Origin of the sequence: Nitrosospira sp. Nsp11, from assembly GCF_900142705.1 — a bacterium.
GTDB lineage: Bacteria > Pseudomonadota > Gammaproteobacteria > Burkholderiales > Nitrosomonadaceae > Nitrosospira.
The window spans coordinates 74,209-97,830 of record NZ_FRBV01000005.1; the positions used below are offsets into that span (position 1 = coordinate 74,209).

The 23,622-nt window shown below is 54.1% G+C and carries 19 protein-coding genes and 2 pseudogenes; 11 read left to right on the forward strand and 10 right to left on the reverse strand.

Going from position 1 to position 23,622, the window contains the following annotated elements:
* Positions 1–268 precede the first annotated feature (268 nt).
* The 4 genes and pseudogenes from BUA28_RS07950 (at position 269) to BUA28_RS07965 (ending at position 2,357) form a co-directional block, all read left to right on the forward strand.
* A complete protein-coding gene (locus BUA28_RS07950; RefSeq protein WP_083569928.1) occupies positions 269–1,165 on the forward strand; it encodes an ArdC family protein in 897 nt (298 codons plus the stop codon).
* Positions 1,166–1,182: 17 nt separating this feature from the next.
* A pseudogene (locus BUA28_RS16260) lies at positions 1,183–1,443 on the forward strand (DUF4160 domain-containing protein).
* Positions 1,398–1,730, forward strand: a complete 333-nt coding sequence (locus tag BUA28_RS07960) for a DUF2442 domain-containing protein (RefSeq protein WP_072767582.1) — start codon at positions 1,398–1,400, stop codon at positions 1,728–1,730. Before BUA28_RS16260 ends, BUA28_RS07960 begins: the two are co-directional and overlap by 46 nt.
* A 174-nt stretch (positions 1,731–1,904) precedes the next feature.
* The gene (locus BUA28_RS07965) at positions 1,905–2,357 is read left to right on the forward strand and encodes a hypothetical protein (RefSeq protein WP_072767583.1); all 453 of its coding nucleotides are present in this window, start codon (positions 1,905–1,907) and stop codon (positions 2,355–2,357) included.
* 246 nt (positions 2,358–2,603) lie between these two features.
* Here BUA28_RS07965 and BUA28_RS07970 read toward each other — a convergent pair whose 3' ends face one another.
* Positions 2,604–2,885 carry an HU family DNA-binding protein gene (locus tag BUA28_RS07970; protein WP_072767584.1) on the reverse strand — a complete coding sequence of 94 codons (282 nt, stop codon included), beginning with the start codon at positions 2,883–2,885 and terminating at the stop codon, positions 2,604–2,606.
* A 651-nt stretch (positions 2,886–3,536) separates the two neighbouring features.
* Here BUA28_RS07970 and BUA28_RS07975 point away from each other — a divergent pair.
* The 3 genes from BUA28_RS07975 (at position 3,537) to BUA28_RS07985 (ending at position 8,950) form a co-directional block, all read left to right on the forward strand.
* Positions 3,537–7,694, forward strand: a complete 4,158-nt coding sequence (locus tag BUA28_RS07975) for an RHS repeat-associated core domain-containing protein (RefSeq protein WP_072767585.1) — start codon at positions 3,537–3,539, stop codon at positions 7,692–7,694.
* A 9-nt stretch (positions 7,695–7,703) separates the two neighbouring features.
* Complete coding sequence (locus tag BUA28_RS07980) at positions 7,704–8,510, forward strand: hypothetical protein (RefSeq protein WP_072767586.1); 807 nt, start codon at positions 7,704–7,706, stop codon at positions 8,508–8,510.
* Between the two features lie 176 nt (positions 8,511–8,686).
* Positions 8,687–8,950 (forward strand): hypothetical protein, encoded by a 264-nt coding sequence (locus BUA28_RS07985; protein WP_072767587.1) that lies wholly within the window; start codon positions 8,687–8,689, stop codon positions 8,948–8,950.
* A 255-nt stretch (positions 8,951–9,205) separates the two neighbouring features.
* Here the strand turns inward: BUA28_RS07985 and BUA28_RS07990 are convergent, their stop codons facing one another.
* From BUA28_RS07990 to BUA28_RS08025, 7 genes and pseudogenes are all read right to left on the reverse strand, one after another.
* Positions 9,206–9,976, reverse strand: a complete 771-nt coding sequence (locus BUA28_RS07990; RefSeq protein WP_072767588.1) for an autotransporter-associated beta strand repeat-containing protein — start codon at positions 9,974–9,976, stop codon at positions 9,206–9,208.
* The gene (locus BUA28_RS07995) at positions 9,900–10,775 is read right to left on the reverse strand and encodes an autotransporter-associated beta strand repeat-containing protein (protein ID WP_072767589.1); all 876 of its coding nucleotides are present in this window, start codon (positions 10,773–10,775) and stop codon (positions 9,900–9,902) included. Before BUA28_RS07995 ends, BUA28_RS07990 begins: the two co-directional genes overlap by 77 nt.
* A gap of 19 nt (positions 10,776–10,794) precedes the next feature.
* On the reverse strand, positions 10,795–11,235 hold the full coding sequence (locus BUA28_RS08000; protein WP_143148468.1) for a hypothetical protein: 441 nt from the start codon (positions 11,233–11,235) through the stop codon (positions 10,795–10,797).
* Positions 11,236–11,394: 159 nt separating this feature from the next.
* Positions 11,395–12,030: pseudogene (locus BUA28_RS08005) on the reverse strand (IS5 family transposase); the annotation flags it as partial.
* A 55-nt stretch (positions 12,031–12,085) separates the two neighbouring features.
* The gene (locus tag BUA28_RS08010; RefSeq protein ID WP_143148469.1) at positions 12,086–12,343 is read right to left on the reverse strand and encodes a hypothetical protein; all 258 of its coding nucleotides are present in this window, start codon (positions 12,341–12,343) and stop codon (positions 12,086–12,088) included.
* Positions 12,344–13,030: 687 nt separating this feature from the next.
* The gene (locus tag BUA28_RS08020; protein WP_072767593.1) at positions 13,031–14,248 is read right to left on the reverse strand and encodes a DUF2252 family protein; all 1,218 of its coding nucleotides are present in this window, start codon (positions 14,246–14,248) and stop codon (positions 13,031–13,033) included.
* 47 nt (positions 14,249–14,295) lie between these two features.
* Positions 14,296–14,553 carry a hypothetical protein gene (locus BUA28_RS08025; RefSeq protein ID WP_072767594.1) on the reverse strand — a complete coding sequence of 86 codons (258 nt, stop codon included), beginning with the start codon at positions 14,551–14,553 and terminating at the stop codon, positions 14,296–14,298.
* A 272-nt stretch (positions 14,554–14,825) separates the two neighbouring features.
* On the opposite strand from BUA28_RS08025, the gene BUA28_RS08035 reads away from it, so the two are divergent.
* On the forward strand, positions 14,826–15,353 hold the full coding sequence (locus tag BUA28_RS08035; protein ID WP_072767596.1) for a DUF4142 domain-containing protein: 528 nt from the start codon (positions 14,826–14,828) through the stop codon (positions 15,351–15,353).
* 303 nt (positions 15,354–15,656) lie between these two features.
* Here BUA28_RS08035 and BUA28_RS08040 read toward each other — a convergent pair whose 3' ends face one another.
* Positions 15,657–16,058: a hypothetical protein gene (locus BUA28_RS08040; RefSeq protein WP_072767597.1), complete on the reverse strand. Its 402-nt coding sequence runs from the start codon at positions 16,056–16,058 to the stop codon at positions 15,657–15,659.
* Between the two features lie 608 nt (positions 16,059–16,666).
* Between BUA28_RS08040 and BUA28_RS08050 the strand changes: the two genes are divergently transcribed.
* On the forward strand, positions 16,667–17,176 hold the full coding sequence (locus BUA28_RS08050; RefSeq protein WP_072767599.1) for a hemerythrin domain-containing protein: 510 nt from the start codon (positions 16,667–16,669) through the stop codon (positions 17,174–17,176).
* 261 nt (positions 17,177–17,437) lie between these two features.
* Here BUA28_RS08050 and BUA28_RS08055 read toward each other — a convergent pair whose 3' ends face one another.
* Positions 17,438–19,654: a sugar nucleotide-binding protein gene (locus BUA28_RS08055; protein WP_072767600.1), complete on the reverse strand. Its 2,217-nt coding sequence runs from the start codon at positions 19,652–19,654 to the stop codon at positions 17,438–17,440.
* A 740-nt stretch (positions 19,655–20,394) separates the two neighbouring features.
* Here BUA28_RS08055 and BUA28_RS08060 point away from each other — a divergent pair.
* A complete protein-coding gene (locus BUA28_RS08060) occupies positions 20,395–23,034 on the forward strand; it encodes an NAD(P)-binding protein (protein ID WP_072767601.1) in 2,640 nt (879 codons plus the stop codon).
* 98 nt (positions 23,035–23,132) lie between these two features.
* On the forward strand, positions 23,133–23,552 hold the full coding sequence (locus BUA28_RS08065; RefSeq protein WP_072767602.1) for a CBS domain-containing protein: 420 nt from the start codon (positions 23,133–23,135) through the stop codon (positions 23,550–23,552).
* Positions 23,553–23,622 lie beyond the last annotated feature (70 nt).

Sequence of the window (23,622 nt, forward strand, 5' to 3'; positions counted from 1 at the left end):
ACCCCTGACGGCACAAGCCGACGCTCATCCCGCAAAGAATCCCTCCACAAAGCGCCCCCAATCTCTGCGAGGGGGACTTGTGGGGGGATAAACATTCATGCGGGGCCGGATCATCGGCTTTGCATCTGCCTGCCTTCTAACCCCACCCATTCCCAACCCTTGCCCGTGAGGGCAAGGGCTATCCCCACTCCCGTCGCCCCAGGGCGAGGCGAGGAGAGTCCGAGCGAGAGGATCAGTTTATTAACCTAAATCGCGAGGATTCAAGACCATGAAAACTACCAGCACTTCGAAGAAAGATATGTATGCACAGGTAACGGATGAAATTATCGCTATGCTGGAAAGCGGGAAAACCAGCCGTCTTACTTGGACGCGAAGCGGTGACGGTTTACCCCGCAATCACAAGACCGGGACCGCTTCTCAAGGCGTAAATGTGCTTTTGTTGTGGGCAGCAGCCGCGACTGGCGGCTATTCAGGCGACCGTTGGCTGACCTACAAACAAGCCACGGATATGGGCGGCCAAGTCCGTAAAGGTGAAAAAAGCGTTACGTGCGTTTTTTTTAAGACGCTTGAGCGCGGGTCGGAGAATGAAGCCGACTGCACCGAAAAAGCCAACTCCGTACGGATGATTAAACCGTTCTGGTTGTTCAATCTTGACCAGATAGACGGCATAGACAAGCCACAGGCCACAGCGCAGCTTAACGAGTTTCAGCAGATCGATGCAGCCGAGAGTGTTTTAAGGCATTCTGGCGCAGTTATCCGCGAACAAGGCGAGAAAGCGTTTTACCGTCCCTCGACCGATGAGATTTACTTGCCGGAGCGAAACCGTTTTTCATCAGAGAACGAGTTCTACAGCGTAGCCCTGCACGAGCTAACCCATTGGACTGGAGCCAAGCACCGTTTAGCGCGTGACATCGGCAGCCGATTCGGTACAGAATCCTACGCTTTCGAGGAATTGATTGCCGAGCTTGGCAGTGCTTTCTTAAATGCGGGACTTGGTTTTGCCGCGTCGACGATCCCGAATCATGCCGGGTATATCGAATCATGGCTGAAGGTGTTAAAAAGCGACAAACGCGCCATCTTCACCGCCGCCAGCCAAGCCAGCAAGGCACACCGCTATATCATGGATTTAGCGGGAGGCAACCAATGCGAACAGAGAGCCGCTTAACCAAGGAGAGAGTATCCATGCCAATCATAAGCACGTTTTATGGCATTATAATTCGAATGTATTGGGACGATCATGCCCCGCCGCATTTCCATGCGAGATATGCAGCGCAGCAAATAGTGATCGACATACGCACCCTTGGAATATTGAGGTGAACAATGTCACCGAGAGCTCTGTCCCTGATACTGGAATGGGCACAGGAACATCAAGATGAACTCATGGAGGATTGGGAATTATGCCAACGCATGCAACCACCAAAAAAGATATCGCCGCTTCCATAGTCCCGCCAATACAAATAGGCGGAACACCCTGGGACGTAATGGCCGTCGAAGCGCTGGACGGATACCGGCTTCATGTTCGTTTTGCTGATGGTCTGGAAGGTGAAGTCGATATGTCCGAGCGCGTACGCTCGCCCCGCGCTGGCGTGTTTACCGCGTTGGCCGACCCGGATGTATTCGCCCAGGCGTACGTCGAGCTTGGAGCGGTCACATGGCCGGGTGAACTTGACCTGGCACCGGACGCCATGTATGACGAGATCAAGGAAAACGGAATATGGAAGCTGAGTTGAAAACTTGGAATCATGCCGCCGTGACCAAAGAGACCGAGCGGCGCATCCTGATCTTATGATCCAATCACGTCAGCACTAGAGCTGAAGAGAAACGTAGCGCGGCCCAGGCCACGCTTGATCGTCTGTTTTCATCAAGCGACTTCCATCAGGATCGAAAACGGCAGAGGATGATCAATGGCGAATGACGATAAGCGACCCATCGGGATTGCCGATTTGGAGAAAGTCCGAAACCAACGACGGCTCACGAATACCTTTCGTCATCTCCTGGACGAAGCCCGCGCCGGAAACGTGAGGTGCTTCGTGTCCCGACTGTATTACAAGGACGGCACCAGCGAGCTGGTAGTGGCCGGGGGCACGCTCGAAGAACAGGCGGAGGTTCGCGCCAAGCTGGAGGCAATGGAGGCAGAGGTGGCAGCGCTGATGGCTGAATGCCGTCCCATCGCCGATGAGATCTTCGCGCACCTTCCGGAGGAAGAACGACTGCGGGTTTTCGATTCTCCGGAACGCATGAGGCTCGCGTTTAACGGCCTGCCCGATAATCAACGGACAAAGCTCAATCCACTCCTGGAGCGATTGAAGCAGTATCAAGCATTCCAGGAGGGGCTATTGCCGCCAGCACTTGATTAGCGGCCTAGTCATTTAGACCAGGCCGATCCACGGTAGATTTTCGCGAGCGTGAAAATCCTGTTTCTTCCACTATCACTATCACAGGCCACATTGGTATTTTCGCGCCCGCGAAAATCCAGCCTGCGCGCCATTTTTGCCTGATTACTATTGGGACCCAGAGTGATGGCAATGCCTTAGCCCGGTTTTCCGTTCCGCTGCACATCGACTCTATTTTTGCGGGCACAAAAATATGATTGATTGTTGAACCTACTTCTTTCCGTTGACCGCTGCCTTGAGCGCCGAGCCCGGCTTGAATGCCGGAATCCTGGACGCGGCAATATCCAGTTTTTCACCTGTTTTCGGGTTATGGCCGGTTCGCGCAGAACGCTCACGCACCTCGAAAGACCCAAATCCGGGCAATGAAAGCGAATCCCCTTTTTGTAGCGTATCCGAAATGATCTCGATCAGCGCGCCAACCATGCGGTTCGCTTCAGCTTTGCTGCATCCGGTCCTGGTTGCCATTGCTTCAATAAACTCGGTTTTATTCATATTTTAAAATTCCATTTTCAGTATTGGTTAATCGAGTTTACGACATTCCTTGAAAGTATTTTTCTATTTCTATCCATCGAATTGCATGGTTTTTCCGCTTTTGTTTGCCAAATTGATGGCAGCTCTCAGATGTTAAATTCGGTCATCCATGGCCGAGTTAGAGCAAACGGGAACGGCCAAATACGAATCTGGTGATTGTGTTTGTGTTGTTCCATACTCGTCATGCCCGCCAGTAGCAGCGACTCCCGTCCGATATCACCTGCAGTTAAGGCATCCGATCCTGATCTCACTCTAGAGCGTCGCTTCCCGATGCTTTAGATAGCTTTCTAAAGAAATTTGGAATAACAGGCTTTCCTGATGACATCTAAAGGAGATGGGCATGATACGAGAAACAATAAAAGCAACAAGTGGATATTCCATTTCATCCGGTCGATTGGCGCGTATCGGATATAGAGTGGCTTCTCAATTTCGCATGTTGTTGCTCCTGAGTTTGCTCACCGTCACGGTGAGCGGGACGGCAATATCCGCTTCGGTTATCTATACCTACGACACACTGGGACGTCTCGTCACATCGCTGTACAGAATAATGACAAGATCTACAACGCCACGTCCAGCAATTATGCCACCGGCACCAATATTCAGAGCCTTCTGGTGGCCTGTTCCGCTGCGCAGAAAGCCAATTTTCAGTCCTATATCAGTGGTAGTTACCGCCTGATCCTGCCCTCCAATTGCGACCTGACCGAGAGTGCCTGGACTGGGATCGGATACTTTGCAATCAGCAGCACCCAGTTGAACATAGGCGCCCTGATCACAGGTGGTTTGAAGGGTGGGTTCTCATCCAGCCCCCAGTTGCCCACCCCCTATGTCAGCAACACCTTCAGTAATACCCCGAGCCCGGCCTTCCTGCAGTATTCGACCGGGAATCTCTCACGTGAGCCGATCGACATGACGACGGGAGATTACCTTTATAGTAATGATGACATGAAGGTCGGTGTCGGCAGCTATCCGCACGCACTTACTTTCCAGAAGCTCTACAGTTCCAGCGCCCGGCTGCAGGCAGGTCCCCTGGGCAAAGGCTGGAGCCATAATTTCGCCGCCAGCACCACGGTGGGCAGCGACGGCTTTCAGGGCATGGGCGAGGACTCCGCACTGGATGCGGTAACCACCCTGGTTGAGCTAATGGTCTCGTTCGACCTGCTCTCGGATACCGCCAAGCCCCTGGACAAGCTGGTCATCGCCATCCTGGGCCAGCGCTGGTTCGGCGACCAACTCATCAACAACACGGTGATCGTGCGCCAGGGCCTGAACGGCGAGGTCTTCGTCAAGCTGCCCGACGGCAACTACAATCCCCCGCCCGGCAATCCTGCACGGCTGATCCTGAATGGCGACACGACCTATACTTATGAGACACTGACCCGCGACCGGCTCAACTTCAATACCGCCGGCAAGCTCGCCACCTATAACCATGCCAGCGGCCTGCAGGTCAAATTCACTTATACGGGCAATGACCTCACGCAGGTGCAAAACAGCCTCGGCCGCACCCTGACATTGACTAATGTGTCGGGACGCGTCACCGCAGTGGGCGACGGCACCCGCAGCATCGGCTACGCCTATGACGGCAACGGCAATCTCCAGACCTTCACCGACGCCGCCGCCAAGGCCACCACCTTCCAGTACGACGTGCCGGGCCGCTTGACCAAGTTCTTCTATCCGGCCAACCCAAGCACCGCCTACACCATCAACACCTACGACACCCTGAGCCGGGTGAATACCCAGACGAGCGCCAACGGCAAGCTCTTTACCTATTACTTTGCCGGCTCGCGCTCCGAGGAAGTTGGACCTTATAGCACCAGCAACGTCACGTATGCCGATGCTTTCGGCAAGGTGCTCAGAGCCATCAATCCATTGGGCAAGGTGACTCTCAATACCTACGATGGCCAGGAGCGTCTCGCCAAGACTGTGTTACCCGAAGGCAACAGCGTCACCTATGTGTATGACGATGCCCCCTGCGCAGCCGCCGACAAGCGCTGCACCCATAACGTCAAGACCCTGAGCAGGATTCCCAAGACGGGCTCCGGGCTGACCACGCTGGTCACCGCCATGACCTACGAAAGCGCCTTCAATAAAGTAGCCACGGTGACCGATCCCAAAGGATTCGTTACCGACTATACCTATACCGCCCAGGGCGATCCGCTTACCATCTCCCGTCCCCCGGACGTTAATCTCACACGGCCCTTTACGACCTACGGCTATACTGGCTATATTATCGCAGGGCTGCCTACCTTCTACCTGCCGACATCGGTCACATTCAACACCACCGAGTACGTCAACGTGACCAATACCACCGGGTACAATAGCGCCAACAAGTATGTGCCGCTTACCACCACTGCGGACTTCGGCACCGGCAGGCTCAACCTTGTCACCACCTATACCTATGACACCGTGGGCAACCCGACCGTGATCAACGGGCCGCGCACCGATGTCAGTGACGTCACCACCATCGCCTATGACAACCAGCGCCGGGCTATCCAGGTGACCGACGCCCTGGGCAAGCTGACCAAGCTGGCCTATGACGCCGACGGTAACCTCATCCGCTCATCCGCCCAGATCGGCGCCCTATGGCTGGTGTCCTGCAATACCTATACCCCCAGCGACAAGCTGCTCAAGGCCTGGGGCCCGGGCCAGACCGCGGCCGATGCCACCTGTCCCACCGCGGCTGCGCCGGTTGCGGTGGCCGATTATGTTTATGACGACCAGGACCGGCTCTTCCGCACAACCCAGAATCTGACGGTCGGCGAAGGCGGCAACCGGGTGACCGAAACTACTTACAACCTGGATGGCAGCGTACTGAACACCAAGCGCGCGGTGGGCACAGCATTGGCCCAAACCTATGCCGCCTATACCTATACCAATAATGGCCTGCCCGCCACTGTCAAGGATGCGAAGAACAACCTGACCACTTATCAGTACGATGGCCATGACCGCCTGGCCAAGATGCTGTACCCGGACAAGGTCACGGCCGGCGTGTCCTCCACTACCGACTATGAGCAATACGGCTATGACAATAATGGCAATATTGCCACCACGCGCAAGCGCGACGCACAAACCATCACCAATACCTACGACAGCCTCAATCGCCTCGTTCGGCGGAGTTATCCGGGGGTTCCGAACGATTTGGAGGACTTCACTTACGATGCGCGCGATCGCCTCACCGGAACCAGTGCCTTCCTCATCGGGGATTACCAAACTTATGTATATGACAACGCGGGGCGCCCGAGCAAATTCTTCCGAAAAGGAAACTTAATCCTCACCTACGAGTATGACGCCGCAGGCAACCGCACCAGCATCACCTGGCCGGAAGCCACCCCGTTCTATGTTACCACTGCCTACGATGCGCTCAACCGGCCAACCAACATCAAGGAACTGGGCACGACCAATCTTGCTACGTACGCCTACGACGACCTGTCGCGGCGCACCACGGTGACCCTGGGCAACGGCACTACCACCAGCTATGGCTATAATACCCAGTCGGCCCTGTCCAGCCTGACGCAGGATCTTGCCGGCACCGCTCAGGACAACACCTGGACCTATAGCCACAACCAGGCGCAGGAAATAATCAGCCCTGCCTGGAGCAACAACACTTACCAGTGGACCGGCTACACCAATGGCACCAAAGCCTATACCCCCAACGGTCTCAACCAGTACACCGTGGCGGCTGGCGCGACCCTTAGCTATGACAGCAACGGCAACCTGACTGGCGATGGCACATGGACTTACGGCTACGACGCGAGGAATCGCATGAAGAGTGCAGCCAAGACCGGTTTTTCGGCCACTCTGGCATACGACGCGCTTGACCGCTTTCGCCAGACCACTATTGCCGGAACCACCACTAACCTGCTGTATGATGGCGATAGACCCGACCTGGTTGCCGAGTACGATGGTAGCAATACCCTGCTGCGCCGCTATATATACGGCCCGGGCATTGATGAGCCATTGGTATGGTACGAAAGCAGCGGCACGGGCAGCAAGACCTGGCTGTACGGCGACCACCTGGGCTCCATCGCTGCCACTGCCGACAGCGCGGGCATCTCAACCGCCACGTATACCTACGGCCCCTTCGGCGAGCCGAACGTGACCACGGGGGTGCGCTTCCGCTATACCGGCCAGCAGCTGCTCGGACAGCTGGGCCTGTACTACTACAAGGCGCGGTTCTATTCGCCCTCGCTCGGCCGGTTCCTGCAGACCGATCCGGTGGGGTATGGAAGCGATCTCAACTTGTATGCATATGTGGGGAATGATCCGGTGAATAACATTGATCCGGATGGGAACGTTCCGATATTCATTGGGCCCCCAATAATAGGGGGTGTGATCAACGCTGGATTTGAGGGCTATGGAGCAAGCCAGGCGGGAGCGAGTGCGTATGAGATAGCCGCCGCAGCGGGCAAGGGTTTCATATCCGGCTTCGCAGGGACCGCCGCAGGATTTGTCACTAGGAGCCCCGCCGTTGCCGGAGCAATTGGTGGCGGCGTGGAAAATGTAATCAATTCGGGATTGAGTGGCAAGATACCGAATCCACCGGATGTCGTCACAGCGGCTGGTATTGGAGGGGTGCTGGGAAAAGGAGCAGGGCTACTGTTACCACCTGTAAAACCCGACTTGCCAATAGATATTTATAAAGCCCAAGCAGACTTTAGGCAGAATGTCAACACTAACGCCACTCGCCTCCTTGACCAGACGATCGGCACTAGCCTGGCTGGGGGTGGTATCCAAACGGTGGGAGGGTTTGTCAACAGTTTGCCCAGAAAATAGAGGAATGCGATGGCTTTAGACACGTCAGGCCGCGACTTGCTCGACATGGCTGTTGAATGCATAGAAGAGGAGGATCTCGATAATGCAAAGGATCTGATTGAGCGAGCAATCGCGCAGGCGCCGACGAATAAGAAGGTCATTGCACATGCAGTAGGTTCGCTTGTATATGCAGAACTCTATAGCAGCGCACGGCGGGTTTTCGAGAATTTCCCAGATAAAGAAGCACTGTTGTGGCATATGAGTTTCACCTATGAAGATATCGCCCAGTGGGAACAGACTAACTTGATGGTTGAGGACGTGCCAGTCTTCGACCTCTCGCAGGGGCCGATCCGGTTTAAAAGGTTGTCGGATCTGGAACGTGGAAGTCTTTTCAGCTATGTCACGACTTCCACGCCGGTTGAGTTCATCGAGTTTTCGGAACAAGGGCTTGCCATTACGCAATCCAAGATACAGTATTCATATAAATGGAAGGAAATCACCCGCGCGAACATTGTTACGAGGATGGTATCCAAGGGCGTAGGTACCGCAAGCGCAAATTACCCGCAGAAAATCTGCACGCTGGAGGCATCGGGAAAGCTGTTCCAGTTCGATGTTTCGTCAACCTACCCTGACTTCAGGGCTGTGGTGCTGCTTCGCGCCATACTGGCCCGATACCTGGATGTGGAATTCATCGACGAGCGCAAGCCGGGCTTCAAGGCGGCAAAGGATGATCCCATTCATAACTTGAAACGTGAGCACCTTATCAGGATGGGATTAATAGTAGGCGGACTCATTTTGTTTCTTTTATTTCTACATTTCAACCAGACTCCTTCCTAGCAAATACTCTCACTGAGAGGTTTTATGGGGTCTAGAGGTTCTATGGGGTCTGACCCTGAGCTATCCCCATAGATTCTACACCACGGTGACGCTGGGCAACGGCACCACCACCAGCTATGGCTATAATACCCAGTCGGCCCTGTCCAGCCTGACGCAGGATCTTGAGCGGCTTGGTAATGACAATACTGACATGGCTCGTCTACGGCTTAACTATGGGTGGAATATTCGCGCTGGTAACGATATATGCGGAATATAAAGCTGATGTAACTGAAGAGATGGAGGTTATTTTTGCAATTACACTTTTTGCGATGATTGGTCTCCTATTTGCTGTTGTAAAGGAGTGGAATCGGTTGTTGCTGAAAGAGAAGCGGAACGTAGATAGATTGTTGAATGCCCGTCGCACGCTCTCCTGGTCGGGTAAGCCAACAATGGCGCTATAGATCAGGTTGCCAGGCCCCAGACTCTCCGTACCGTTTCCGGCGGCACACTGATTACGAGTGCCAGCCATAGTGCAAAACCGGAGCACGTCAAGATAAACATGGGTTGGATCATAGACCAGGCCGAGATTAATAAGCGGCAAATTCTGAGTCAGCCTATCGAACTGGCCCGACAAGCCCCCGTCGGCTGTCAGAATAGTATAGCGGCTGCCAGGCGCGTAATAACCGGTCGTGTGGATAACGGAAACCGTGCCCCCTTTAATATCTGCCAACCCCCTTGACGATGATCTGGTCGCTGCGGTTCCCCGGCTCAACCTCCACCTCATAAGTGGAACCGGGAAGCTGGGTGTAGTTGCCGTCGACAGTCAGCGCGCCGATCGAGTTTCCTGGCGCAATGGTACCGGCTGTAATGGTAGTTCCAGTCGTACCGGTGCTTTGCAGACGGCCGCGGGCCAGCACATCCAGCGTACCGCCCAGTGTCCCCCTTATCGCAAGTGTGCCGTCATTCACGAACATATGTCCGCCAAAACCGCTTGAGTCACCGGTCAATGCGAGCACACCGGCTCCGTCTTTATTCAGCAACCCGGTACCGGAGATAATGCCGCCATAGCTGTTGTTGTCGGAACGATTAAAAGTCAACACCGCGTTATTCATTACATCGACATCGCCCGAGAGATTGCCCGTTGTGCCGCCGTTGCCGACCTGCAAGGTACCGGCAGTAATTGTCGTGGCCCCCGCATAGGTGTTGGTACCCGCCAGAATGAGCGCGCCTGATCCGGTCTTGTTCAGACTGCCGCCACCGCTTATTACACCGTTGGCCACCAGGTCCCCGTCGGTCTGGAAGGTATCATTGGGAGTGTTGAGCGTGATGCTGCGCCCCGTCGAGAAAGCCGCTGTGTTTACCAGCGTGGCCTCATTGAAGGTAAGCGTACCCGAGGCCGCGCCGAGGTTTTCATCCGAGCTCACCAATAACGTGCTGGAAGTCAAAACCGTGCCGCCCGTGTAGGTGTTGGCAGCGGTCAATTCCAATAAAGACGCGCCGTTTCCGGCAACGTTCAGCCCGCCGTCTCCAGATAAAACACCATTGATCCGAGCATGACCACTGCTGGCGCCACCCTCGACCTGAATCGTACGGAGCGCCCCGCCGAGGTTCTATTCCGTTCTGGAAATCAAGCATCCCATTGCCGGAAGCACCCAGGATGAGCCGGTGGCCGGTAGGCACAAACTCACCGCTCCCCCACGCCAGCGCGGCACCGGCGCCACCAATATCAACAACCCGATTCGATCCGGAGGATTGGAAACCGCCATCTCCGGCCCATTGTACCTGCCCGGCCCCAGTGTCAAGATTTCGTGTAAAGTCGCCCGACGAGCTGGTCAGCTCGATTGAGCCACCCGTGCCAATTTCACCGTTGAACGCCAGGTTGCTGCCGGCCGAGAGCGCATTCGCGCTACCCAGTTGCAGAATGCCCTGAGTGACCGTGGTCGCGCCCGTATAAGCGTTATTTGCGGACAACGTCATGCGGCCCGTGCCGTTTCTTGTCAGGGAAAGCACGTGGGCGCCGGTATCGCTTAGGTTGCCCGATAATGTGTCGTTTGCTCCATTCAAGTTCATGATGGTCGATAGGGTCAGCGTCGGGGAACCGTTCCAGGTAGCCCCCTCTCCTCCTTGCACGCTCACCGTGTTGCCCATCAGGGTGTAATCATGTGTGAAGTCCGTATTGAAAAAGAAAGTCGAATTCTTGTTCAGTACCAGGTCGGAAGCTGCCGTCGAGGTACCGAGCGCATTTGCATTATCCACGCGTAGCGTGCCGTGGGTGACCGTCGTCACGCCGCTGAAGCCCAGGTTTTCAGGTCAGGACCAGTGTACCCGCTCCGCCCTTCCTCAAACCGCTGCTGCCGCCAAGATTCGAGTTGATTATCGCCATGGGCGCGTCGACGATAACCGTGGGGCTGGCGCCGCTAAGCGTGAGTGTGCCGCGATCGATAATATATCCATTCGTACTGAAAGTAGGATTGTACGCAGTGATTGGCGTATCGAGCGTCACGCTGCCGGCCGTTCCATCGAAGATCGCGTTGTCGGACGCCAGGTTATGCCATGCCTGAAAGGTAGTGCCGTTGAACCAGCTTGGAGAACTCGTGTCCCAGCTTCCGGTACCACCAGCGCCCGCCGCAGCACCACTGGCATCCAAGGTGAGATTTTGTTGGGCATGGACCAAGGGCATTAAAACGGGACTTGCTAAAAGTGTTGCGATGATCAGTTGAACTCGCCGGTTCCTTCTTTTTGTCATACTTTTAGCACCATAAAATGGGTCCTCAATTCCGGAGAATCAGTTTTCGGTAAAATGAGTGCAGCGAAGCGTAACCCGTCGAAAAGGGTGACGCTTCGCTGCAACAAGGGGTGGCATTGCCTGAGCCCGGCTACTCAAACCTGTCGCCTATCCCACCATGTTGAGCAGCTTGTGCATCTGGCTCACATCCGGCTCGTTCGCCGCCGTGGTGACGATCGAGTGTGCAAGGCCGGTGTGCGCGTCCGCGCCGATGTGTACCTTCATTCCGAAGTACCACTGGTTTCCCTTCTTCGTCTGATGCATGTCCGCATCGCGCTCATGTGCCTTGTTCTTCGTAGAGGGTGGCGCGGCAATTAAGGTGGCATCCACGATGGTGCCTTCGCGCAGGATCAGTCCCTGCTGTCCCAACTGCTCCCGGATCAGTCCGAAGATGCGCGCGGGCATCTCGTGACGTTCCAGCAGCCGGCGAAACTTCAGCAGCGTCGTAGCATCCGGTGCCTGCCGTTCGATCAGGTCCACACCGACAAAGCGGCGCACCGCGATGCTGTCGACGATGGCGTCCTCAATCCCTTCATCCGACAGGCCCAGGCAGTTCTGGCACAGATACATGCGCAGCATCAGTTCCAGTCCCACCGGCGGGCGACCGCGCTCGCCTCGGTAGTAGTGCGGCTCAATCAGTGCGACCAACTGCAACCACGGCACCAGCCGGTCAAGATCAGACAGAAACTGCTCGCGACGCGTCGGCTTGCGACGCGCCGAGTACTCCATGTCGGCAAAGCTCGTCTGGCGTTTCATCGGGGGGCATTGTGAAGGATGGGATGACTCAGATATTCTACAGTGCGGGCTTAAATCAGTGTTTCCCTAAGGTATCGGCAAAGAAGAATCCGCCCGCCCATTCAAAACCGTAGACGTCAGCGCCATCGTTAACGTGAAGCGCACCGAATATGGTTGTCGTATCCCAGGAAATGTATTCGGCGGTTTCTGCCGTGATCCCTGCGTTGTCCATTTCATGGTAAATGCCGGCATGGACGGGATGCGCCGCCACTAAAACGCCGGCCAATACAAGTGGCCCGCAAAACTTCCTGAATTCCGATATCAATCTCATCATGTCCCCGTTAAAATAATATGTTGTATGGATGGAAACGTCTTATTCCATTAGTTTCCTCGACCAGGCACCTTCATCCATCGGCCCTCTCTATTCCGTGGACGCGGAAACCTCGTCTATTAACCGTATTCATCGTTTCGCCATTCAAAACCGTGCAGAATTTAACTGACTGATCATTTTGGTCCGAACGATAGGAATGCATCATACTCATTCCGTGGCAAAGTCCAATTGGACTAAAGTACACCGATCGATAGTCGAGAGCGCGTGAAAGGCGTCAGGAGTCCAGCGATCCGGACTGAAGAAGACGCTCCTGTTTCGCCGCTGCCGTGCAGCAGCATGGCAGCGGCGATGAGATCGATGCCGGGCGGGTTCGAGCAGCCTCAGGAGGTTGTGTTCTTTCCCCTTCAGCCCTTAAACCTGAATCTGGTAATCGGATGGGGTGGAGTGAGCGGTTTTTTGGGGTGCGGAGCAAAACACAACGACGCGGAATGCAACCGCGCAGGGCAGAGCAGTGCCGATGGGCCGAGCGAAACCCGAGGGTGCTCTTATGCTTTAGCCAAACATTCCGCATTCAAGGTGAAGGCGTTGCCACCAGCGGCTATGGTCTTTCGACCCTGGCTGAGCAGTTGCCGCCGCCCGTTTCCGATTAACCATTCACGTACGAAAAATCCATAACTCAGCCGTGGTTGATCAATGGGCAGCCTTTTCATGGCTGTATTTCCGGCAGTGCTCCAGATAACTTCCGGCGTGGTTCGCGACAAGTTCTACGATACTGGACCATAGCCAGGAAGGTGCGTCCAGATTTTTTGCCCGGTTATGTTGAAGTTCTTTTTTCCACAGCTTCTGTGTAGCAACGTCCATCTGCCGTGCATGGGCCCTGCCTACTATAGCGGCGAGATATCGTGCCAGCTTTCGGGCTTCATCCTGAGTCAACTGTTTTATCTGGATTTTCATATCTTGCGGAAGCAACTCCCGTATAAAGACAGAACGCCCCAAAATCTGCCCTGTAATCATCCGATCACCGAGATAAGGCGCCAGGCGACGCGCCCCTTCCAGCACCCGTTCGCCATTTCCCTCCGGCATGCTGCTGCCGGGATACGCAGGCGCCACGGCTTTAACCGCCTCCTTGATATCTATCAGGCAGCGGCCTGTTTTCCCGTTTTTGCCATTTTTAATATCCAGTAGAACGGCATATCGAAGCTTTCCGAGCGAGCTACAGCCTTTTATCCAATAGGCTGCATCAAGAACTTTGGCGGCAGTGTCTTCGTTTTTCGTGCCCGTAGGGGTGATATGACAAAATACGTTTTTCTTCTCGAAGATCTTTTCGATAGTCTTTTTTTCTTCTTTTGAAATGGGCCAGAATTTTTCTCCCACCGGAATGTGCGGCGTAGGATCTTCAATCCGTTCCTTGGCCAGGTCCTTCCAGGACCGGCTTGCGGCCTCTTTTACCGTCACCTTGATCATTTCAGGCCGAGGAGATCCGCCTTTTTCCTTATTTCCGTCAAAGCAATCCTCGTAGCCCGCCATTAACTGCTCGATCATCTGTGTAGTCACAACTCCCGACAAATCAGAATCCCGGGCAGCGGTTGCAAGAGACAGGCCAAGTCGTATCAAGTCATGCGCCGGGTTTCCGATTACAGTCTGATCCAGATCCCTTATCTGTACGTTGATTTTGCCTTCGATATTTCCGATCGGGCCCAGATTGCCTACATGACAATCGCCCGCTATCCAGATAGGCGGGCCCTGGGGTAGCGCGCGCCCTTCGGCACCGCTCAGCCACTCATAAAATTGGGCCGTATTGCCCCTGACAAAAGCATGGACGGAACGGGCCATTTTATGCCTGCGATAGGCCGCGAGGGTCGCGTCTCTGGCATCGGGAGCGGGAGGCTTGCTGGGTGCCCGTTTCATTTAAACCGTCAGGTTCATGCCGTGGCTATCTTCCAGGAAGATCCTGGCTAATACCGGTCGAGAGGAGCAGGTCCGGAATCCGGATGTTCGTTTCTGGTATCGTGATGCGGTTCAGATCCGGTGACGGATTTCGCCTCCTCGTGCGTCTCTTGTTTTTTGTTGCCGCGATTCTCTATTTTTTCTTCGACTCTATTCCCATGGGTTTCTTCGCTGACAAGAATACCTTCATCCGATTCCTCAGGCAGTTGATCCACTGGCTCATCTGCCTTTAATTCATCACCTTTGCTTTTTTCGGATTTTTCCATGAATGTCTCCTGCAATTAAAATTAGTTTGGCGAAAGCTGCAATATCAGTGATTTTCCTGAAGCGCGAGCGCAAGTTCCGTGCGATAGCGCACAGCCCCGGCTATTCAGCATTACCATCGCAATAAAGACAATAAAACCATGCAGATACAATGGGATTCTTATGTTTGCTATCGAACAGAGTTTTGCGCGGCGCATCCCCATTATTGTCGAGCCAGCTTTTTCTTGACGTGGCAGTCATTCCGTATAAATCGAATATTAAGGAGAAGAAACCGATGAAAAATTTACTCATGCTGACAATCGCTTTGATGCTTCCCACGTTTGCAGTCCACGCGGAAACAAGCAAGAAAGACGACCTGAATGATGCAGAAATTGCCCATATCGTGGTTACCGCCAACCAGGTTGATATCGATGCCGGCAATCTTGCCAAGAAAAAAGCATCTCATGAAGATGTCCATGCCTACGCCCATCGTATGGTTGGCGAGCACACCGACGTCAATAAGGAAGCGAAGGAATTGGCTGCCAAGCTCAATGTAACACCTCAGGACAACCCGATCAGCAAGAGCCTGAAGGAAGATGGCAAGAAGAATCTCGAAAAATTAAAGGGCCTGAGCGGCAAGGATTTCGACAAAGCCTATATTGACGGTGAAGTCGACCTCCACACTAAAGTAATCGATGTGGCCGACAATAAGCTGGTGCCCAACGTCAAGAACGAAGAGTTGAAAGCCTTGCTGGTAAAGGTACGCCCCACGCTTGTCTCCCACCTTGAGCATGCGCAAAAAATCCAGGCGAAATTGAAATAAAAGTATAGAAGCAAAAAGCGGAAGGAGGCCAAGTTGTATCGTTTTGCCTGGTCTCCCCCTGCTTGTAACAACCAGGAAGCTGTGCTGGTATTGCACTATTGATGGGCTGAGCGGACCTTCCAACCATGCGAAAACCGAAGACTGCCATCCTCGGACCACATACAGCAAGCTCGTGCGGCCGTCGGTGTTATAGCCCGCTTCGACTATTACCAGGTTGCAGCCGTACCTCTAGCTAAACTGGAGCCACCGGGAGCCATAGCGGAAGGTCCGGATCTGCCTCAGCCACTCTTCCACTATAAGAAATTAGTAGCCACCTCCTGATCCACCCGATTGGCCGGAGGAGCCCGCTCCTTGGCCCGATTGCCCGGAAGAACCCGCTCCCTGCCCCGATGAGCCGGACGAACCCGCCCCCTGCTCCATGGATGAGCCCCCGGACGAAGACCCGTCACGACTCGACCCGCTTTGACCGGAAGTAGAGCTGCGAGGCCTGTCGCTGCCTTGACCTGAAGAAACACCCTGCCCGGACTGCTGCCCCGCCGAGGACCCTTTCTTGTCTACCGGTCCGCCATGCCCGGACATATCGCCATACTGCCCTGTCTGGTCTCCCGCGCCTGCGGCATAAGCCGCACCAGTAGCGCCAAAGATCACAATGCCCGCAAAAACTACAGCTCGGGCCGTTTTTTTCAGCATAAAAATATTTTCCATGATAACTATCTCCTTTGCCAGCGGAATTGCTGAATGGAAATACTACTCAGAATACGGACGCGTTCCGTACGGTTTCCCACAAACCATAAAACTCGCAGTTGTTGGGGAACCGGAACGCATCTTTCGGGCTCATCAGAAATTTCAACTCTTTATTTCGCATATTACTGTCTTGCTATTCAGCAAAGAGACCAAATTCGAACTTGCCGCCATGCGCGAGGTAGACGATGCGAGGTAGCCGATTTTATCCTGAAGTCCGGCTCGTTTTATTTCTCTCTCGAAGTTCCCGAGCGGGGATATGAATACGGCATAGTCGTTGTAATGGATGGGAATGGCCTTTCTCCGCACGATGATCTTCATCATTCTGACACCCTCTTTCGCGTCCCTGGTAGCGGTGACAAGATCCAGAAATTGCGGTCCTCCCAAATGCAACAGTGCCAGATCTACGCAAGCCGGTCGGGGGTGATTGCGCAAAATGTGGGCTAACGAACAGAGCGACCGATAACCACGAGCTATCTTCATGAAAACAAGCAATGCGACCTTGTTTGAATTTGAGTAGACGCAATCTGCTTCCGACCACAAATTACAGGTTTATCATATTGGAGATAATAATGCCCACTACGCACAGTACCACGACAAGAAAAAGCCCGGCCCCGCGAACCACCACGCGCAGATCCAAGCACGACGCCATCAAGTTGCTGACCGACGATCATGCAAAGGTAAAAAAAATGTTCAAGGAGTTCGAGAAGCTATGCAAGAAGAATGAGGATGAGGGAAAGGAAGCGCTGGTAGCACAAATCTGCAAGGAACTTACGATACACGCGCAGTTGGAGGAGGAAATATTCTATCCCGCTGCTCGCGCTGCAATCGACGACGACGACCTTATGAACGAGGCGATGGTTGAGCACGCATCAGCCAAGGATCTGATCGGTCAGATTCAGTCGATGGAAGCTTCCGATCCCATGTACGAGGCAACAGTCAGTGTCCTCGGGGAATATGTCAACCATCATGTGGGAGAAGAGGAGAATGAAATGTTTCCCAAGGTGCAGAAGTCGAAAATGGACCTTGAGGAAATCGGCTCTGACATAGCTGAACGGAAAGAGGTTTTGATGGAAGAATGACGCAAGCAGATGCCTGAGGCTCCTGCGGACCGGCTTCGCTGCCATACCGGGGGCAAGCGGGAGCCGATCCGCAAAAATAGAATTTGGCACATCGGCATTTGCCGGATGCTTCATGCATGGCGTATTGTCCCCAAGGCGTAGCGGCTCGTGGCGGTATCCGGGTTTCGTGCGGTAACATCTCTGGCGGGAGTTGAAGGAGGATCACTACGAGGCTGTTGATCTATTCCTGCCCGTCACAGACGCCACCATCCCCGAATAGTCCTATGCGATTTCCTGCCGCCTGGATTCGATATACCGATCCATTGCATCCTCTAAAGTGGGTAAAAGAATCCCTCGTTCACTGGCCAACGCGCTATAAGCGGGGCGAAGGGCCAAAAAACCCATCTCCTCGCGCGTAAGTGCGTTCAGGCCGCTGGGATCAATACATGCCTTTGCAGCGATCTTGAAAGCAAAATCCGCCCAGGTCAGGGGTTCGCCATTGGTCAAATGCCAGATCCCCGCCTCCCTGTCGATAAGCAGGTCAAGGCAGGCATCCACGAGATCCGGCACATAGGTGGGAGAAACAGTAACATCTCTTGAGGCGGCAAACGGATTACCCTGGGCCAAGGCTTCAAGGGCAAGGGTAACGAAGTTGTAAGCGTCCCATGGCCCAAAAAATGCGCTGGTGCGCACTATCAAAGCTTCGGGGCACAGGTCGAGAACCCTGCGCTCGGCCTCGGCCTTGCTTCTGCCATAGTTGTTCAGAGGCGCGACCGTATCACTTTCCAGATAGGGGGACTGCTGCCTCCCGTCAAATACAAGGTCAGTGGAGAACGTCAACAACTGGATGCCGTGCGCCGCGCAAATTTCCGCCAGGACGGATGGCCCGATGGCATTCTCGCGGAAACAGCGGCTCACATCACTTTCCGCGTTGTCGACATGGACATAGCCGCTGGCGTTGACAACAGCCCACGGTTGATGCCGGTCAATGGCTCCCTCGACCGAAGACCTTACAGCGATATCCATTTCCTTACGGCTTAGCAATTTACACGTCAGATTGCGCTGCTCGCAAATTTTTGCAAATGCCCTGCCCAGCGTCCCGGTTGCTCCTGCGATAAGAATCGGCTGCATGGCTCCGTTTCTCGCACCATGGTATTTGGCATGAAGAGAAGCGACGGCTGTGCGTGATGCGACCGGCTTGCAGGTAAAGCGCCCTGCCCGGCGCCACCAGCCCTGCCCTTTCAATACGGGATGAGAAGGGGCGCGGCCAGCGGCCAGTTCCTGCATCAGGGTTGCAACGGCCGTGGCACGCGGGGTAAGAGAGCGCACATCGAATGGCCCGGGCTCATAATAACCTCTGCATTCGGTAACCAGGCAATTCCAGTCGTAAGAACCCAAAAGCGCCCATACCGTAACAGCGCGTATGTCTACTCCCTGCTGCCGTGCCTGCCTGGCGGCTTGCCAGATTTCGAGGAGCCATCGCATCTGGTCTTCCCTGCCAGCGCCCAAGTGTGCTTCGGTGATCGCCAACGGTAACCGATATCGTTTCCAGGCTTCCTCCAGCAAGGGTCCGACACCAGGCATCGAGGTAGCAAGCACCCGCACTGCCTCGATATCGGCAAAGCGATAACCCCGATAAGTACTGATACAGTGCGCGGGATACCGTTCAACACGCTGATCCAGCCAACGGTCGCTGGTAATATAATAGTTGATACCGATGATTTCTGGCGGGCACCTATTTTCCTTGAACCAGAGGAATTCGGAAGGATTGATTCCCGTGCTGGTCAGGTATTCCCACAGTGGATGTTCTTGCCCCACTTTTCCGCACAACAAATCCCAGGCCAGCCAGCGGCGAGTGTTATAAAAGCTTGCCAGCTCGGACATTTCAGGCGTGCTATAGGTCTTGCCCAGATCATCTGTCTGTACAAGCTTGGCATGGGGGTTAATTTGTCGGATAGCTCGCATCGATAGCACGATCGCGCGACACTGGTTCAGCAATGCCTGGATAAATGTCCGCTCGTCACGCCCATGCGGGTACCACAGGCCATATAACCCGCTGAAGCGCGCCGTAGTCAACGGTTCATTAATTGGCGTGTAATACTCCACCCAAGGGTAGCGCTGGGCTACGGCACCGGCAAAAGCGGCAAGTTGCCCTGCAAAACCGGGGTCGGTCAGGCTGGTATGCATCGGCCCGCTTCCATGATGCACCAACCCTGCAATCGGGATAATGCCGCGTGCTTGCAACTCTGGTAATCGGGCATCCGACCAGGACCAGTCAGCCTGGTCAAGCCCATCGGGCGCCGTATGCTCCCACAGAACCGGGTAACGTATCGCGCGAATACCAAGGGAAGCAAATCGCTCAAGATCGCATATCCGGTAGGCATGCCCATTACGATCCATCTGGCTGAAATACTGGTTTGCAACGCGGTTTACCGTGCATTCGAGGCCTCCCCATAGCAACACCTCTTTTGCAAAAACTCGGTCTTCTTTCTCGTTCATGTGAATTTTACCTTTAGCAATTCCTTGAGCAATTTCGTTCCGATCACCTCGTCAACTCTCAAGTACGATGCCCGCTCAGAGTATGAGCGCCGGTCAGACTAGTGAGCCACTTCTGCACTGTCAAGCACCGCCTTCCTGGGCGCAGCCGTTGTCTTCAAATAAATCCAGCGCCATTTTGTTCTCCTCATGATAGTAATGCAGCCTTATGGCAGGTGAGTTGGAGTTATGACATCACCCAACGCCGGGTTGGATTTCCTCTTCAAGCCGGGAAGGAGTGTGAACCGTTTGAAGTCAGCTCCCGAGCCCTACTTGCCTGAATTTGGGGACCATGGAACTCTACTTCGAACTCTACTTGAAACTATTTCGCCGCTTGCAAAGGCAGAGAATGGCCACATGCTAAGGGCCAAAAATTGACCTCTCTGTTCGAAAGCATACATAACTCAGGGATTTGATTTTTCCACCCGCCTAAAAATCGTTGCCCAGCCATACGTACCCTACGATGGCACTGTGGGTTACCGAACAGAACCGAGCGCTCGCTGAGGTTAATGTCCCCATCAAGAAAGCATGCAAGCATCAATAAAGCACAATGGTGGAAACCTTTCATCCTGCAAGCCAAGACCCGGTTAGTAATGAGATCTGATGAATGGGGCAACAGCGAGTACGCGAAGCCAGGGACGGGTTTCATAAATTCGATCACCTGAGCCTGGTCTCGATTCCACTGATGACTTTAGGGAGACCCAATGCAAACACTTATCGTGCTGTCACACCTGCGTTGGGACTTTGTCTATCAACGCCCGCAGCATCTTTTGTCGCACCTGGCGACACACTACAAGATTCTTTTCTTTGAGGAACCGAAGTTCCATGAAAAAGAGCGTCTGGCAGTACTTCCCACACCTCATCCAAACGTAATGGTATGTCGCCCGTATACGCCCGTAAAAGCCGCCGGCTTTCACGATGATCAACTGCCCTATCTCAAGCCGCTGCTGCGTCAACTGGTAACTGATCACAAAAGCCATATCGCCTGGTTTTACACACCCATGGCCTTACCGCTGCTAGCGGAACTGGACCCCTGCCTGATCGTATATGACTGCATGGATGAGCTGGCCGCTTTCAAAAATGCGCCTAAGCAATTGCTGCAGCGCGAAAATGCATTATTTAAAGTGGCCGATATTGTCTTTACCGGCGGCCCCGGTCTGTTCCGGGCAAAGCGTGAACGTCATCCTGATGTTCACTGTTTTCCAAGCAGCGTGGACATCGCCCACTTTGCGCAAGCATTGGACCGCACAGCCGATCACCCCTTACACTTGGGCATGCCTCGACCCCGGCTGGGGTATTACGGGGTGATTGATGAGCGCGTTGATATCGGGCTCATTGCAGAGCTGGCTGATGCGCATCCTGAATGGCAGATAGTGCTGGTCGGCCCGGTAGTTAAAATCAATGTAGCGGGTCTGCCCCAGCGATCCAATATTCATTACCTGGGCCAGCAATCCTACGAATCTCTGCCGAAATTCCTGGCCGGTTGGGATTTGTGTCTGCTTCCATTCGCGCTCAACGAATCCACCCGCTTCATCAGCCCTACCAAAACGCTGGAATATATGGTCGCCGAACTGCCGGTGGTAAGCACCAACATTGCAGATGTGGTGGAACTCTATGGGAAGGCTGTTTCCATTGCTTCCAGCAGGGCCAAATTCATTTCGACATGTGAACAGGCGCTGGATGAAAAACCGGATGAGAAAAAAAATCGGACGGAAATAACGCGAAGCATGATATCAGCCAATTCCTGGGCGTCTACCGCAGAGCGTATGCATCGTCTGATATCGGAAATCCTGGAGAAGCGGTCGAGTTTCAGGCAAACAGCCAGGCGGGAGCGTTCCCGGCGTGATACTGGATCCAAGGTGACAAACTATGAGTGCGTTATCCTGGGGGCCGGGCCGACTGGCCTGAGCGCCGCCTATCATCTTGGAAAGAACGCGCTCTTGCTCGACAAGAATGCAGCGGTGGGCGGCTGGTGCCGCTCTATCCAGGATAAAGGTTTTACTTTCGATCATGCGGGACACATCATGTTTTCGAATGATGACTATGTCCAGAAGCTCTATAAAATATTATTGGGCAAGAATGTCCACTGGCAGAACCGCGAAGCATGGGTGTACAGCAAAGGCGTTTATACACGCTACCCTTTTCAGGGCGCGCTGTATGGATTGCCACCCAAAGTGATCAGGGAGTGTATTGTCGGTGCGATAGAGGCCCGCTTTGGCGAAAGCCTGAGTCACTATGAGCCTCCCAAGGTGGTTGAAGCGGTTGAAATCCGTAACAGCACGGTTTCAGCGTCCGATGCCGGCAGTGATTGCTGCGCGGACGGTACTGTGACAATTCCATCAACTCCATCAACTGCCACTGCATCGGCCTGCGCGTCCTTCAAAAAGGACGGCTCTCAAAACTTCGAGCAATTCATTTACAAGATGTGGGGCAAGGGAATAGCAAAGCATTTTGCAATTCCTTACAACAAAAAGCTGTGGACAGTGCCCTTGAGTGAAATGGAAACTTCCTGGCTGGGTGGCCGCGTGCCATTACCTGATCTTGAGGAAATAATAGAAGGCGCTCTTGAGCCCGTTGCCAAGCCGATGGGACCCAATGCCCGGTTTGGATATCCTTTGAACGGCGGGTTCCAAGCGATGATGTCTGGATTTTTGCCTCATATCAAAGGCAAGATTGAACTGAATGCCGAGATTGTCGAGGTTTCGCCCACTCAACGGCTAGTAACGCTCGCGGACTGCAGGGTGTTCCAGTATGACGCTTTGGTGAGCACCATACCCTTGCCCGAGCTGATCAAAATGATTGGCGCTGAGGCGCCGCAGAGAGTCCAGGATGCTGCAAAGGGCTTGTGCCATATCTCGGTGTGTTGTGTCAATCTGGGTATCGCGCGTGAAAAAATAACCGACAAGCATTGGATTTACTATCCTGAAGATACAATTTTTCATCGTATTTTCGTGCAGGGGAACGCGAGCCCGGGGTGCAATCCGCCTGGTGGTTTTGGTTTGACCTGCGAAATCACCTATTCACCGTGGAAGCCCCTGCCTGTGAACGGACAGGAGCTGATCGACCGATGCTGGCAGGACTGCATCGAAGTTGGCCTGCTGTCAGGTGACGATCGGCTCATTACAGCCAACCTAGTGGATATGCCCTACGCGTACGTGGTCTACGATCATCAGCGTTCGAATAATGTCGCAATCATAAGGACGTGGTTGGCAGAACATGACATCATCCTGGCCGGTCGCTATAGTGAATGGGAATACTACAATTCGGACCATGCATTTCTCGCCGGAAAGAAAGCTGCCGAATCATTGGAACTCGGCGCAACTGCAGCGGCAACTCGCGTTTAGGAGAGCCCGTGCCTAGCAGGAAAGAGAGAGCGGGACTATAACGGAATCACGCGGTTTACCATGAACAGTTTGTTATAAACAGTCATGAGGAGGTTCACATGCAAACAGTGGGTGAAGTAATGACGGCGGACGTGCATACGATAAGTCCGGACGCCACGATCGAAGAAGCAGCGCAAGAAATGCGTGACGGCGATTACGGGGTCATGCCGGTAGGAGAGGATGACCAATTGCTCGGTGTGATAACTGATCGGGACATTACAATCAGGGCGGTCGCCGAAGGCAAAGACCCAAGCACCCCGGTTCGGGATATCATGTCGGAAGGCGTTATCTGGGCACATGAGGACGATTCGGTAGAGGAGGCCGCCCAGCTCATGAGCGACCACCAGATCCGCCGCTTGCCCATCGTCGATGCGGACCAACGTCTGGTAGGAATTGTGGCGCTCGGTGATTTTGCTGTCGAGGGTTCCGATATCGGATCTGTTGCGGACACGCTATCTGAAATCTCAAGCCCGCCATGATCAACATGGGTGGCATCAGCAAGGCATTTACGCGTATAAAACCGTGCGCTGCGATTTCCATGCTTTTATC